The sequence below is a fragment of the Arthrobacter sp. Y81 genome, from assembly GCF_002929335.1.
Classification (GTDB): Bacteria; Actinomycetota; Actinomycetes; order Actinomycetales; family Micrococcaceae; genus Arthrobacter.
On record NZ_PJIL01000001.1, the window covers coordinates 558647 to 572480 of the forward strand.

At 62.8% G+C, this 13834-nt stretch carries 15 protein-coding genes; 13 read left to right on the forward strand and 2 right to left on the reverse strand.

What is annotated here, in order from left to right; genetic code table 11:
• Positions 1–65: 65 nt before the first annotated feature.
• From CXQ91_RS02590 to CXQ91_RS02650, 13 genes are all read left to right on the forward strand, one after another.
• Entirely contained in the window at positions 66–557 is a 492-nt protein-coding gene (locus CXQ91_RS02590; protein ID WP_104172341.1) for a hypothetical protein, read from the forward strand.
• On the forward strand, positions 544–873 hold the full coding sequence (locus CXQ91_RS02595; RefSeq protein ID WP_104172421.1) for a hypothetical protein: 330 nt from the start codon (positions 544–546) through the stop codon (positions 871–873). The genes CXQ91_RS02590 and CXQ91_RS02595 overlap by 14 nt, the downstream gene beginning before the upstream one ends.
• 91 nt (positions 874–964) lie before the next feature.
• Positions 965–1765, forward strand: coding sequence for a F0F1 ATP synthase subunit A (gene atpB, locus CXQ91_RS02600; protein WP_104172342.1), 801 nt, complete (start codon positions 965–967; stop codon positions 1763–1765).
• An 80-nt stretch (positions 1766–1845) separates the two neighbouring features.
• Complete coding sequence (atpE, locus tag CXQ91_RS02605; protein WP_011692451.1) at positions 1846–2064, forward strand: ATP synthase F0 subunit C; 219 nt, start codon at positions 1846–1848, stop codon at positions 2062–2064.
• A gap of 52 nt (positions 2065–2116) precedes the next feature.
• The gene (locus CXQ91_RS02610; RefSeq protein ID WP_104172343.1) at positions 2117–2674 is read left to right on the forward strand and encodes a F0F1 ATP synthase subunit B; all 558 of its coding nucleotides are present in this window, start codon (positions 2117–2119) and stop codon (positions 2672–2674) included.
• Positions 2674–3501 (forward strand): F0F1 ATP synthase subunit delta, encoded by an 828-nt coding sequence (locus CXQ91_RS02615; protein WP_104172344.1) that lies wholly within the window; start codon positions 2674–2676, stop codon positions 3499–3501. The genes CXQ91_RS02610 and CXQ91_RS02615 overlap by 1 nt, the downstream gene beginning before the upstream one ends.
• 82 nt (positions 3502–3583) lie before the next feature.
• Positions 3584–5221, forward strand: a complete 1638-nt coding sequence (gene atpA / locus CXQ91_RS02620; RefSeq protein WP_104172345.1) for a F0F1 ATP synthase subunit alpha — start codon at positions 3584–3586, stop codon at positions 5219–5221.
• A 76-nt stretch (positions 5222–5297) separates the two neighbouring features.
• Positions 5298–6191, forward strand: coding sequence for a F0F1 ATP synthase subunit gamma (locus CXQ91_RS02625; protein WP_104172346.1), 894 nt, complete (start codon positions 5298–5300; stop codon positions 6189–6191).
• 81 nt (positions 6192–6272) lie between these two features.
• Positions 6273–7727 (forward strand): F0F1 ATP synthase subunit beta, encoded by a 1455-nt coding sequence (atpD, locus tag CXQ91_RS02630; protein ID WP_104172347.1) that lies wholly within the window; start codon positions 6273–6275, stop codon positions 7725–7727.
• A gap of 1 nt (position 7728) precedes the next feature.
• Positions 7729–8013, forward strand: a complete 285-nt coding sequence (locus CXQ91_RS02635; RefSeq protein WP_104172348.1) for a F0F1 ATP synthase subunit epsilon — start codon at positions 7729–7731, stop codon at positions 8011–8013.
• 10 nt (positions 8014–8023) lie between these two features.
• The gene (locus CXQ91_RS02640; RefSeq protein WP_104172349.1) at positions 8024–8455 is read left to right on the forward strand and encodes a DUF2550 domain-containing protein; all 432 of its coding nucleotides are present in this window, start codon (positions 8024–8026) and stop codon (positions 8453–8455) included.
• A 5-nt stretch (positions 8456–8460) separates the two neighbouring features.
• Positions 8461–9789: an alpha/beta hydrolase family protein gene (locus tag CXQ91_RS02645; RefSeq protein WP_104172350.1), complete on the forward strand. Its 1329-nt coding sequence runs from the start codon at positions 8461–8463 to the stop codon at positions 9787–9789.
• Between the two features lie 59 nt (positions 9790–9848).
• Positions 9849–12413 carry a bifunctional lysylphosphatidylglycerol flippase/synthetase MprF gene (locus CXQ91_RS02650; protein ID WP_258073805.1) on the forward strand — a complete coding sequence of 855 codons (2565 nt, stop codon included), beginning with the start codon at positions 9849–9851 and terminating at the stop codon, positions 12411–12413.
• Positions 12414–12590: 177 nt separating this feature from the next.
• Here CXQ91_RS02650 and CXQ91_RS02655 read toward each other — a convergent pair whose 3' ends face one another.
• Positions 12591–12794, reverse strand: a complete 204-nt coding sequence (locus CXQ91_RS02655) for a cold-shock protein (protein ID WP_011692441.1) — start codon at positions 12792–12794, stop codon at positions 12591–12593.
• A gap of 301 nt (positions 12795–13095) precedes the next feature.
• Positions 13096–13791, reverse strand: a complete 696-nt coding sequence (gene nucS, locus CXQ91_RS02660; protein WP_104172352.1) for an endonuclease NucS — start codon at positions 13789–13791, stop codon at positions 13096–13098.
• Positions 13792–13834: the final 43 nt, after the last annotated feature.

Genomic DNA, 13834 nt, shown 5'->3' on the forward strand with positions numbered 1-13834 from the left:
ATTCCAGTGCGGCCATTCGCCGCACCCACCCTTGCCAGCGCGCAGTACACGACGATTGGGATCTCATGACCTCCAACGCCGAACCCGGACCTAGCTCCGGCAACGGACCCGTTGGTGTCTCGGGCCCCACGAAGTCACTGTGGCTGCGGCTGTTGATTCTGAGCAGCGGCGCCGGGCTGGCCGGTCTTGTCCTCGCGGGAATACCGGCCGCCATCCTCAACGGCGCCGGGGGAGTGCTGTCCAGCACTTTCGGCGGCCTCCTGGTCATGGCCTTCTTCGCGATCAGCCTCCTGGTTGGCCATTTCGTCGGCCGGAACAATCCGTCAGGTGCCATCGGGGTCTTTGTCGTCACATACTTCGTCAAAGTCGTGGGTTTTGCCGTGGTGCTCTTTGTCATCGGCACACCCGACTGGCTCCACGACCGCTGGTTCCTGATTGGAGCCGTTGCCTGCGTCGTGTTCTGGCAGGCTGCCGAGATCTACGGTTTCAGCAAAGCCCGCTTCCGCATCTATAACGACCCCGAACCTGTGAAAGACGGCCATGATGAGCAGCCGTAATTCCAAGCGCAAAAACGTGCGGCAAATCCCCAATTCCACGTCCGGTTCTCCCGGCGTATCTTCGGACGGCGGGGACGGCGGATACAACGCCGGCATCGCCGTCTTTAGCTACATAATTGGCGGAATCATCGTCTGGAGTTTGATAGGGTGGGGTCTGGATTATCTGTGGGGAACCCGCTGGATTGTGCTCGCAGGCGCTCTGCTTGGAGCTGCGGGAGGGTTCTATCTTTCTCATATGCACGGCCTCACCAGTAACAGAACGTCAACTGGTGAAGACAGTGCAGCCAGCGGCCCGTCCAAGGACGAGGAACAGTAATGCCTAACAATTTCACATGGGGAAGGGCGGTCATGAAGATCGCCGGACCCTCACCAACGCCCAATGATGGACACTGCAGAGAGGAAACGCGTTGATCGCGCTTGCGCTCCCGGCCCAAGATTCAGGAGAGTTCAATCCTCCTGGAATTGACGAAATGCACCTGCCGGCAATCCTGCCGTGGGGTGTAGCAGACGGATTCTCCAAGCAGATGCTGCTGGTAATCCTGTCGGTCGTCATTATCGCTACATTCTTTCTGCTAGCTGCGCGGAAGCAGCAGCTTGTTCCAGGCAAACTGCAGTTTGCAGGTGAGGCCGCCTACGGCTTCGTCCGCAACAGCATCGCCAAGGACATCATTGGCGGCAAGGACTTCATGAAGTACGTCCCGCTGTTGTTCAGCCTCTTCTTCTTCATCCTGGTGAACAACATCTACGGCGCCATCCCGGTGGTCCAGCTTCCGAGCTTCTCACACGTTGGCGGCGCCTATGTCCTGGCAGGCATCGTTTACTTCACCTGGATCGCCATCGGCGTCAAGAAGAACGGGCTCAAGTACTTCAAGCTGGCCACCGTTCCTTCGGGCGTGCCGGTGTACATCCTCCCGATCGTCATTCCGATCGAGATCATCTCCAACTTCCTGGTTCGGCCCGTCACGCACAGCCTCCGTCTGTTTGCCACCATGCTGGCCGGACACCTCATCGTGATGATTGCCGGATCCGGCATCGAGTACCTCGTCATGCAGGAGAACATCCTCCTCAAGGGCACCTCCGTACTGGTCCTCGCCGGCGCCATCGCCATGTACATGCTGGAAGCGCTGATCATGGCGCTGCAGGCTTACGTCTTCACGCTGCTGACTGCCATCTACATTGAAGGCGCACTGCACGCGGACAGCCACTAGGCACCCACAAACTTCCCCTTCGCGGGGATGAAGCAACCCAAACAACCTGCCACACGGGTGGCATCTTGAAAGGAAGAAAAATGGAAGGCTCCATCAACGGCTCCCTCAACCTCATCGGCTACGGCCTCTCCGCTATCGGCGGTGGTATCGGTGTGGGTCTCGTCTTCGCGGCTTACATCAATGGTGTGGCACGTCAGCCGGAAGCCCAGCGCGTCCTGCAGCCGATCGCGTTCCTCGGCCTTGCGCTGACTGAAGCACTCGCCATCCTCGGCCTGGTCTTCGCTTTCGTTCTTTCCTAAGCGTTAGAACCTATCGAACATCCAGAACCGAGTAGATAAGGACGGGTGAAATATGAATCAGATGATCATCTCAGCCGCCACCGAAGGCGCCGAGCCGACTAATCCGCTCATTCCCAACGTATGGGAAATGGGCGTAGTCCTGGCCGGCTTTGCTGTCCTCTTTTACATCGTGGTCAAGTTCGTTGTCCCGATGTTCGAGAAGACGTTCGCAGAGCGTGCCGAGGCTATCGAAGGTGGCATCGCCAAGGCTGAAAAGGCCCAGGCAGAGGCTTCTGCCGCACTCGAAGAGTACAAGCAGCAGCTCACCGACGCCCGTGCCGAAGCCAACCGCATCCGCGAGGAAGCCCGTGCCGAAGGCGCCCAGATCCTGGCGGACCTGAAGGAAAAGGCAGCTGCAGAGTCTGCCCGCATCACCGCCCACGCCCACGCGCAGATCGAATCCGAGCGCCAGGCGGCCGTTGTGTCGCTGCGCTCGGAGGTCGGCACGCTGGCTACCACGCTGGCAAGCCGCATCGTCGGCGAGTCACTCAGCGATGACGCGCGTGCAGCCCGTGTGGTTGACCGCTTCCTGGCAGATCTGGAGAACCAGAACGCAGGTGCAGCTAAGTAATGGCAGGTGTATCGAGCGAATCGCTGACCGCGGCGCTGGTGGCGTTGGAAGCCAAGCTTCCCTTCGCTTCGCTGCAGTTGGCTAAGGAACTCTTCGGAATCCTGGGAACGGTGGACAGCTCGGCTGGCTTGCGCCGCGCCCTGACTGACCCGTCCCGCAGCGGTGACGAAAAGTCGGCGCTGGTCAAGCAGCTCTTCAGTGGGAAAGTCTCTACTGATGCTGCGGAAATTGCGAGCGGACTGGCCGGTTCACGCTGGGCGTCGGCTCGGGATATCGGCGATGCACTCGAGACTCTTGCCGCTTCGGTGGTAATTGCCGTTGCTGAGAACAAGTCGGCCGTCTCTGCCTCAGGAGTCACCGGACTGGAAGCGCTGGAGAACGATCTGTTCGCCTTCAACCAGGCCGTCATTTCCAGCCACGAGGTACAGCGTGCTCTGTCCGAGCCGCAGGCGAGCCCGGCTGCCAAGATTGCCCTCGCCGAAAAGCTCGTTCCCAATGCGAGCGAGGAAGCGAAAGTCCTTATCGGACAGGCAGTTACGCAGCCCCGTGGCCTCAAGGTGACAAACCTTGTGCGCCGTTTCGCAGAGCTTGCAGCCAAGCGCCAGCAGCGCTGGATCGCAACGGTCAGCATCACCCGTCCGCTGACGGAGACGCAGGCCAGCCGACTGCAGGCAGGGCTGAACGCCCTGTACGGGCGCGAGCTCAAGATCAACATGAACGTTGACCCGGCACTGATCGGTGGCATCCGGATCCAGGTTGGTGACGAAGTGGTTGACGCTTCTGTCATCGCCCGCCTGGGCCAGCTCCAGCGTCAGCTTGCCGGCTAACCGGACAAGCACAACTTAACTGATAGAAACCCCGGTCATCGTGACAACGATGATCACGAAAACAGGAGAGCAGGGACTGCAGATGGCCGAATTGACCATCAACGCCGACGACGTCCGTATTGCGTTGAACGAGTTCGCGGCGTCCTACGAACCCGGAAACGCAGAGCGCGTAGAGGTCGGCCGTGTGACCACCGCAGGTGACGGCATCGCCCGTGTTGAGGGCCTTCCCTCGGTCATGGCGAACGAGTTGCTTCGTTTCGAAGACGGCACGCTGGGCCTGGCCCAGAACCTCGACGTCCGCGAAATCGGTGTCATCATCCTCGGTGACTTCACCGGCGTCGAAGAAGGCCAGGAAGTCCACCGCACCGGTCAGGTTCTGTCCGTGCCGGTCGGCGACGCCTTCCTCGGCCGCGTGGTTGACCCGCTGGGCCAGCCGATCGACGACCTCGGTGAAATCAAGGCTGAAACCACCCGTGCACTGGAACTCCAGGCGCCCGGCGTGACCCAGCGTAAGTCGGTTCACGAGCCGATGCAGACCGGTCTGAAGGCTATCGACGCCATGATCCCGATCGGCCGCGGCCAGCGTCAGCTGATCATTGGTGACCGCCAGACCGGCAAGTCGGCAATTGCCATCGACACGATCATCAACCAGAAGGCCAACTGGGCTTCCGGGGATGTCACCAAGCAGGTGCGCTGCATCTACGTGGCCATCGGCCAGAAGGCGTCCACCATCGCGGCTGTCCGCCAGACGCTCGAGGACAACGGCGCACTGGAATACACCACCATCGTGGCTTCCCCCGCGTCCGACCCCGCAGGCTTCAAGTACCTGGCCCCTTACGCCGGTTCGGCTATCGGCCAGCACTGGATGTACGGCGGCAAGCACGTCCTCATCGTGTTTGATGACCTCTCCAAGCAGGCTGAGGCCTACCGTGCAGTGTCGCTGCTGCTCCGCCGCCCGCCGGGACGCGAAGCCTACCCGGGCGACGTCTTCTACTTGCACTCCCGCCTGCTGGAGCGTTGTGCCAAGCTCTCCGACGAGCTGGGTGCCGGCTCGATGACCGGTCTGCCGCTCATCGAGACCAAGGCGAACGACGTCTCCGCCTACATCCCGACCAACGTGATCTCCATTACCGATGGCCAGATCTTCCTGCAGTCGGACCTCTTCAACGCCAACCAGCGTCCCGCCGTCGACGTGGGTGTCTCGGTATCCCGCGTGGGTGGTGCAGCGCAGGTCAAGTCCATGAAGAAGGTCTCCGGTACCTTGAAGCTGGAACTGGCTCAGTACCGCGACATGCAGGCATTCGCAATGTTCGCGTCGGACCTCGACGCCGCATCGCGTCAGCAGCTGACCCGTGGTGCACGCCTGATGGAACTGCTCAAGCAGGGCCAGTACTCGCCGTTCCCGGTTGAGAACCAGGTTGTGTCGATTTGGGCCGGTACCAACGGCTACTTGGACGATGTTCCGGTTGAGGACATCAACCGCTTCGAGACCGAGTTCCTGGAGCACCTGAAGCACAAGTCCTCCATCCTGACGACGCTGGCACAGACCAACGTCATGGACGATGACACTGCGGAAGCACTGAAGACCTCGATCGTGGCCTTCAAGAAGGGCTTCTTCGGCGAGGGCGACAACCTCCTGGTTGGTGCGGGGCATGAGGAACACGCCCCCATCGACGAGGCGCAGGTCGACCAGGAAAAAATCGTCAAGCAGAAGCGCTAGTTTCGCTGGCAGGGACTGCCGGGACCCAGACGGGTTCCGGCAGTCCCGGCCACCGGGATCTTAGGAAAGGATAAGTATGGGAGCCCAGATTCGGGTCTACCGCCAGAAGATCAGCTCGACGACGTCGATGCGCAAGATCTTCAAGGCGATGGAACTGATCGCTACCTCGCGCATCGGCAAGGCCCGCGCACGCGTAGCGGCTTCACTGCCTTACGCAAACGCGATTACGCGTGCCGTTTCTGCTGTCGCAAGCCAGAGCGAAATCGACCACCCGCTGGTCACCGAGCCCGAGCAGATCCGGCGCGCCGCTGTCCTGGTCATCACCTCGGACCGTGGCCTCGCAGGTTCCTACTCGGCAAGCGTGCTCAAGCAGGCGGAAGGCCTCACCGAGCTGCTTCACGAGGAAGGCAAGGAAGTCAAGACGTACGTTCTCGGCCGCAAGGCCCAGGCTTACTTCGACTTCCGCAACCGTCCTTACGCCCAGGTGTGGACCGGCAACACGGACGCGCCGGAGTTTGCAACCGCGCAGGAAATCGGCGCAGCACTGCTGGAGGATTTTGCCACCGCGTACGAAGAGGGAGGCGTGGACGAGATCCACGTTGTCTACACCCGCTTCAAGTCCATGGTGACGCAGGAACCGACGGTCATCCGTCTTCTTCCCCTCGAGGTCGTCGAAGAGCAGGCACAGTCCGAATCGGACCTCCTGCCGCTCTACGAATTCGAGCCGGAGGCGGAGCAGGTTCTCGATGCCCTGCTGCCGCGCTACATCGAATCACGCATCTTCGCCGCAATGTTGCAGGCAGCAGCTTCCGAGCTTGCAGCCCGTCAGCGGGCGATGAAGTCCGCCGGCGACAACGCCACGGACCTCATCAAGAAGTACACGCGTCTGCGCAACACTGCCCGCCAGGCTGAAATTACGCAGGAGCTTTCCGAAATTGTGGCCGGCGCCGACGCCTTGAACGCGTCCTAGCCAGCACGGTTCCGGATCCAGCTGTACCTGCATCAAAGATAAACTTAACATCCACGCCATCTACTGAGTGAAGTGAGAGAGATGACTGCCACCGCTACCGAACACGTAGCCGCAACGTCCGGTGCAACCGGCCGTATTGCACGTGTTATTGGCCCGGTTGTCGACGTCGAATTCCCGGCTGACGCAATCCCCTCGATTTACAACGCACTCACCACGGAGATTACTCTCAATGGTGAGACCAAGACCATCACGTTCGAGGTTGCCCTGCACCTGGGTGACAACCTCATTCGCGCCATCTCCCTGCAGGCCACCGACGGACTCGTCCGCGGCACCAACGTAGTGGACACCGGCTCGCCCATCACCGTGCCTGTCGGCGACGGCGTCAAGGGCCACATCTTCAACGTCCTCGGCAAGCCGCTGGATGTTGACGAATCCGAGATCCAGGCTTCGGACCACTGGGCCATCCACCGCAAGGCCCCGGCCTTCGCGACCCTCGAAGGCTCCACCGAGATGCTGGAAACCGGCATCAAGGTGATCGACCTCCTCACCCCGTACATCAAGGGTGGAAAGATCGGCCTGTTCGGCGGCGCCGGTGTCGGCAAGACCGTGCTGATCCAGGAAATGATCACCCGTGTTGCCCGCAACTTCGGCGGCACCTCGGTGTTCGCAGGCGTCGGCGAGCGTACGCGTGAAGGTAACGACCTCTGGGTTGAAATGGAAGAGGCAGGCGTCCTCAAGGACACCGCCCTTGTATTCGGCCAGATGGATGAGCCGCCGGGAACGCGTCTGCGCGTTGCACTGTCCGCGCTGACCATGGCGGAGTACTTCCGCGATGTGCAGAACCAGGACGTGCTGCTCTTCATCGACAACATCTTCCGCTTCACGCAGGCAGGTTCCGAGGTCTCCACCCTTCTCGGCCGCATGCCTTCCGCCGTGGGTTACCAGCCGAACCTTGCTGACGAGATGGGCCTCCTCCAGGAGCGCATCACGTCCACCAAGGGCCACTCCATCACCTCGATGCAGGCCATCTACGTTCCCGCGGATGACTACACCGACCCGGCACCGGCCACCACCTTCGCACACCTCGACGCGACCACGGAACTTTCCCGTGAAATCGCTTCCCGTGGTCTGTACCCGGCTGTGGATCCGCTGACGTCGACTTCCCGAATCCTGGACCCCCAGTACATCGGCAAGGACCACTACAACACGGCTGTCCGTGTGAAGCAGATCCTGCAGAAGAACAAGGAACTCCAGGACATCATCGCCATCCTCGGTGTTGACGAACTGTCTGAAGAGGACAAGATCGTCGTGTCGCGTGCACGCCGCATCCAGCAGTTCCTCTCCCAGAACACCTACACCGCCAAGCAGTTCACCGGCGTCGAAGGCTCCACCGTTACCATCAAGGACACGGTCGAAGGCTTCACCGCTATCTGCGACGGCGAGCTTGACCACGTTGCAGAGCAGGCGTTCTTCAACGTCGGCGGCCTGGATGACGTTGAGCGCCAGTGGGCCAAGATCCAGGAACAGACCAAGTAATATGGCTGAGCTTGAGGTTGAGATTGTCGCAGCGGATCACTTCGTGTGGTCCGGAGCGGCCAAGATGGTCAAGGCCCGCACCAGCGATGGTGAAATCGGAATCCTGCCCGGCCACTCGCCCCTGCTGGCGATTCTGGCCGAAGGTGAGCTGGCCATTGAGCCTGTTTCCGGTGACCGCATTGCTGTAGTTGTCGACGGCGGATTCTTCTCCGTCGACAACAACAGGGTCGTCATTGTTGCTGACAACGCCCAAATGGGTGACGCGGCTACTGCGGGGATCCGCTAGCACGACCTTGATGAACGATCCTGGTTTTCCGTTCATCGCGTTGGCAACTGCCCTTGCGTTGCTGATTTTTGCACTGTGCCTGTCCGGGGTACGCCGCTTTAACCTGCGGCGTGCCCTGGGCACAGTGGACGCCTCCATTTGCACGGCTGGAAAGAGCTGGCAGATGGGGGTTTGTCGTTATCAGGACAACGACCTGGAGTGGTTCAAGCTGCTCTCGCTCAGTGTCCGTCCCAAATACACTTTCCGGCGCAGCTCGCTGGAACTCGTAGGGCGCCGCAAGCCCACCGAAGCGGAACTCGTCAAGGTGCAGCCCGATTCCGTCATCGTGGAACTTCACTACGAGGGCCGGGAAGTCCTGCTGGCCATGAAGTTCGACGCCTACACCGGACTGTCATCATGGCTGGAGGCCGGCCCGGTCATCGGTGTTGGCACCTGGCGCTAACGCCGGTGGATTTCATAGCTGACATCCATCTCACCGATGGACCCGTGCTCTGGATTGCCTGGGCAGCCGGAGCCGTTGGGCTCGGCTGGCTGCTGTGGGCCCGGGGACGCCGCTGGGCCCTGAGCGCGGGCGCTGCCCTCCTCCTGTCCGCCGGCGTTGTGGCCGGGGTGCACTGGCTGCTCATCTATGCGTTTTCCACCCTGCCCGAGGTACTCCCGCGCGAAGTGCTCGCGTGGTTTGTGGCAATGGTCTTTGCCCTGTTCCTCTGGGCGCTGCGGCTCTGGAAACTCCGCCGGCCGTCCCCTCCGAAGAGCCGCGGCGCGTGGCGGGGGAGGGCTGCCGTGACAGTTGCCATGCTGGGAGTGTTCCTGCTCGCCGCCGTCCAGATCAATGCCTACTTCGGCCTCAACCATACGGTCAGTGATGTCATGGGCATGGCCGTGGCAAGGATTCAGCCGCTCGAATCCGAATTGAAGCGCCAGCCCGCGTCCGCGATCCCCACCCCCTTGGCAGCCTGGCGGGCACCGGAGGGATTGCCGGCGGGCGGTGTGCTGCGGAGGGCCGTGATCCCCGGCCCCGTGTCGGGCTTCAGCAGCCGCGAGGCGTACATCTATCTTCCTCCCGCCTACCAGGCCGCACCCCGCCCTGCCCTTCCGGTCCTTGTCCTCTTCTCCGGTCAGCCCGGCGGGCCATCGGACTGGCTCACCGGCGGGGCGCTGCGCAGCCGGATGGACCGTTTCGCAGCGGAGCACGACGGCGTCGCGCCGGTCGTCGTTGTGGTGGATCCCAACGGCACGGCGTCGGCAAACACGCTCTGCATGGACAGCCGCATCGCCCAGGCCGACACGTTTCTGTCCCGTGACGTCCCGCAGTGGATTGAACAGAACCTGGACATTGATCCGGACCACCGGCAGTGGGCGGCCGGCGGATTCTCCTTCGGAGCCACGTGTGCCATGCAGATGGGCACCCGCCATCCCGACGTCTACGCTTCCGTCCTCGCCTTCTCCAGCGAGCGTGAACCGGCGCTTGCCAAGGAGCGGCACAAGACGGTTGACGCGGCGTTCGGCGGCGACGTGGCGGCCTTTGATGCACAGACTCCCCTGAACATCATGCAGAAGACCCGGTTCGAGGGCCATGCCGTGTACTTCGGTGCCGGTTCCAGGGATCCGGAGTTCATGGCCTACATGGACGAACTTTCCGCAGCCGCGCGCCAGGCAGGCTTCACCGTCCATGCCCAACCGGTGGCCAATACAGGTCACTCCTGGGAAGCCGCTTCCAGGGGCCTTCCGGCAGCCCTGGACTTCATGGCGGAGCGATGGGGAATCCTGCCGTGACCAACGAGCGAGTTGCAAGCCGGCCGGAGGCCAAGGACGGTTCCACAGCCGACAGCGGGGTGACGTGGGCCGCTGTCATCCTACGGGCGCTCCGGCGTACGCGGGACCACTTCAAGGCGGTGCCGTTTACCCTGGTTGTCCTTGGCCTGTTCCTTGGAACGGGCGCGGCCACCAACAGTTTCCTGTCCGGTCCTCCGGAAGCCCTTCTCGACGTCGCCTCGGTGAACATGACGGCCCTGAAAGGCGGGCAGTGGTGGTCCCTTTTCACATCGCTCTTCTTCGCCACGAACCCCGCGGCCTACCTCACCGCCGCGTCCATGATCCTGCTGCTGCTGGGACTCGCCGAGCGCAGGCTGGGCACGCTGCGGACGGCGGGGTTCTTCTTCGGCGGACAGTTTGCTGCCGTTTCGCTGTTCCTGCTTTTCACCCAGCTCGCCCGCTACGCCGGCGACGGCTGGATGGGGCTCATGGTGGACGCCCGGCTCATTGGGCCGTACGCCGCGGTCCTTGCCGCGACATTGGGGGCCAGCGGACTCGTGCCCGCCCTGTGGCAGCGGCGCCTTCGCACCGGCATCGTGTCGGCGTCGCTGCTCCTTCTCCTCTACGTGGGGCATCCGGAGACCGTGGTGGGGTTCCTCGGTGCCTTGGCCGGGCTGGCCGCCGGATGGTGGATCCAGAGCGACCACGGGACTCTCCACCGGCACCGCTCCACCGGCCGCGAGACGCGGAATCTCCTGTCCCTGATCGTGGGCATTTTCGCGGTCGGACCCATCCTGACAGCTGCCGTCCGGAGTCCCACCGGCCCGCTGGCGCTGCTGCGGGACGTGGTCCTGAACCCGTTGCCCACCCTCAGCCAACTGGAGCAGAACTGCGGCGGGACTGTGGACGTGGACTGCCTGGAGATCGGACGTGCCGGGTTCGCGGGACCGCTGGGCCTTGCCCTGGCCGTGGTGCCCGTGCTGCTCCTGCTGATCTGCGCCGACGGTCTCAGACGGGGCCGCCGGCTCGCCTGGCGGATCACCCTCGGCGTCCAGCTGGCCGTCATTGCGTTGTCCGCCGTGTACCTCACGCTCTTTGCGCGGATACCGCACTACCCGTCGCGGCCGCACACGGCTGTGATGGGTTCCGGGTTCGTCCATGTGCTCCCGCTGGTGGCGGTTCCGCTGCTGCTGGTGGTGCTGCTGTGGATCAACCGCCGGCAGTTCCGCGTGGAAACCTCGGCAGCGGACAGGCGGCGCCTGGCCCGGGTGCTGGCAGGAACATGGATGGCGCTTGCCGGCACATACACCATCGCCTGGCTGGCGGCCGGCGGATTAGAGCGCGACGGCGGCCCGTCCGGGCTCGCGGCCGAACTCGCCCGCCAGTATCTGCCGGTGCCCATTCCCAGCCTTTACAACCGGATCTTCCAGGACCGGAATTCGGTTGAGGCCTTCCTGTTTGCCTATTCAGGCATCGCTTTCTGGGCTGTGGCCCTGGCCGGCGTGTGGGTGGCACTCCTCGGGCGGCATCACGGTGCCGGGGCCGGTGTTGAGGAGCGGGACGTGGCCCGCCGGCTGGTGCGCAGGGGCGGTGATTCACTGTCCTGGATGGCCTTGTGGGAGCCCAATAAGTACTGGTTCACCCCCGCCCGCGACGCCGGTGTGGCCTACCAGCAGCATGGCAGCGTCGCCCTGACGCTGGGCGGTCCGTTCGGAGACCCGGAACTGCGGGAGGAGGCCGCCGCCGGATTCATGCAATATTGCGCGGAGCATGCCCTGGTTCCTTGCTTCTATTCCTGCACCGACGGGCTTTGGCCGATGCTCCAATCGCGGGCGTTCAGCCGGGTGGCCGTGGCACAGGAGACCCGGCTTGCCGTCAGGGAGCTGGAGTTCAAAGGCAAGGAATGGCAAAACGTCCGGACAGCGTTGAACCGCGCCCGGAAAACCGGGGTCACTGCTGTGTGGGGACGCTACAGCGGGTTTCCCGCGGCACTGCGCGCCCAGCTCCTTGAAGTGTCCGAGGAATGGGCCGCCCAGAAGTCCGTCCCGGAGATGGGTTTCACGCTCGGTGGCATGGACGAACTGATGGACGACGACGTCCTGTGCTGCGCCGCCGTCGACGGGGAGGGCAAGGTGCACGGCGTGACCAGTTGGCTCCCGGTATTTGAGGACGGGAGCGTGGTCAGCTGGACGCTCGACTTCATGCGCCGGCGGGAGGACGGGTTCCCCGGCGTCATGGAGTTCCTGATTGCCTCCGCCGTCCTCGAACTGCGGAGTTCGGTTGGGGTCATTTCCCTGTCCGGCTCACCCCTCGCCAAGGAGCCTGCTGACGCGGCGGCGTCCGCCGCGCAGCGGGATCCGGACCCGGACCGGGAGCCCGACCCGGACCCGAAGCGGGAGAAGGACGGGGAGCCGGAGGGCCTGGCGGCGATCCTTGATGTGGTGGGGCGGGCACTGGAACCCGTGTATGGCTTCCGCTCCCTGGCCACCTTCAAATCCCGCTTCAAACCTGACTACCGTACGCTCTACCTCTACTACCAGGACCCCCTGCAGCTGCCTGCCATTGGCCGGGCGCTGAGCCGCGCCTACCTTCCCGGCCTCTCGGTCCGCCACAGCGCCCGCCTGCTGCGGACATTGGTGAGCTAATTCGGTAACACCGGCCGAGCGTTTTCGGCATCATGTTTTCTGATTCTGAAAACATTTGTGACAAGAAACAATGCGCCGGCAGGCACCGGATAATGACAAAAAAATGATCCCCGGCACTAATGCCGGGGATCATTTGATTCGTTGGAGGCCGCCGTCAGGCGGCCCTCCGACGCGGGACTAGACCAGCGTTACGCCGGTAGCCTGGGGGCCCTTGGCGCCCTGGCCGATCTCGAACTGAACGCGCTGGTTCTCGTCGAGGGTCTTGAATCCACCGGTCTGGATCTCCGAGTAGTGAACGAAGACATCGCCATCGGAGTCGTCCGGGGTGATGAAGCCGAAGCCCTTTTCAGCGTTGAACCACTTGACGGTTCCCTGTGCCATTTATTTCTCCTCATTGTGGAACTTGCTTAAGTCCGGCACACTTCGTGCCGCACTTGGTCACTCCGCGAGAAGAATCCTGGCTTGCCGCCCGGTGGAACCGGACACTAGCTGACGAAGCTTCGCGCTCGCAACATGTCTTGCGAGCATGAAAAACACCTACACAAAGACTTATATAAGAATTTCATGTGGGTTGCGTCAGGTCAACGGGCAAAACGGGGAATTCGATAAATTTTACGTAAAGCCCATGTGAACCGCTGCCTTATGACAGTGCGCCGCGCGCGCTATTTGGGCGGCCGCCAATTCAGAAGAGGCGGGATTCGCTGTCGTCAACGCCGCGCATGGCGTCGTAGTCGAGGGTGACGCAGTCGATGCCGCGGTCGTTGGCGAGCACCTTGGCCTGCGGTTTGATCTGCTGGGCGGCGAAGATGCCGCGGACCGGCGCCAGCAGCGGATCCCGGTTGAGCAGTTCCAGGTAACGGGTCAGCTGTTCAACGCCGTCGATGTCGCCGCGCCTTTTGAGCTCGATGGCCACCGTGGCACCGTCTGCGTCCCGGGCCAGGATGTCCACCGGACCGATGGCCGTGAAGTATTCGCGCCGGATGAGGGAAAAGCCGGTGCCGAGCCGTTCGATCTGATCGGCCAGCAACCGCTGGAGGTCAGCTTCGACGCCGTCCTTGATGAGGCCCGGATCCTGGCCCAGCTCATGGGAGGTGTCGTGCAGCTGCTCATGGATATTGATGATGAGCCGGTCATCGGTCTTGGCGGACTGGACGGTCCACTGCTCGGTGACGCCGAGCTCGAGGTCCACCTCGTCGGGCGAGGAGACCCGGAGGCTGGCCGGGGGGCTCATCCAGTTCAGCGGCTTGTACGAGCCGCCGTCGGAGTGCACCAGGACGGACCCGTCCGCCTTGACCAGCAGGAGCCTGGTGGCAAGGGGGAGATGGGCCTTGAGCCGGCCAACATAATCAACAGAACAACGGGCTATGACTAAACGCACCCGGTAAACACTACCGTCTGGGCCCAAGGCACGAACAACGCGG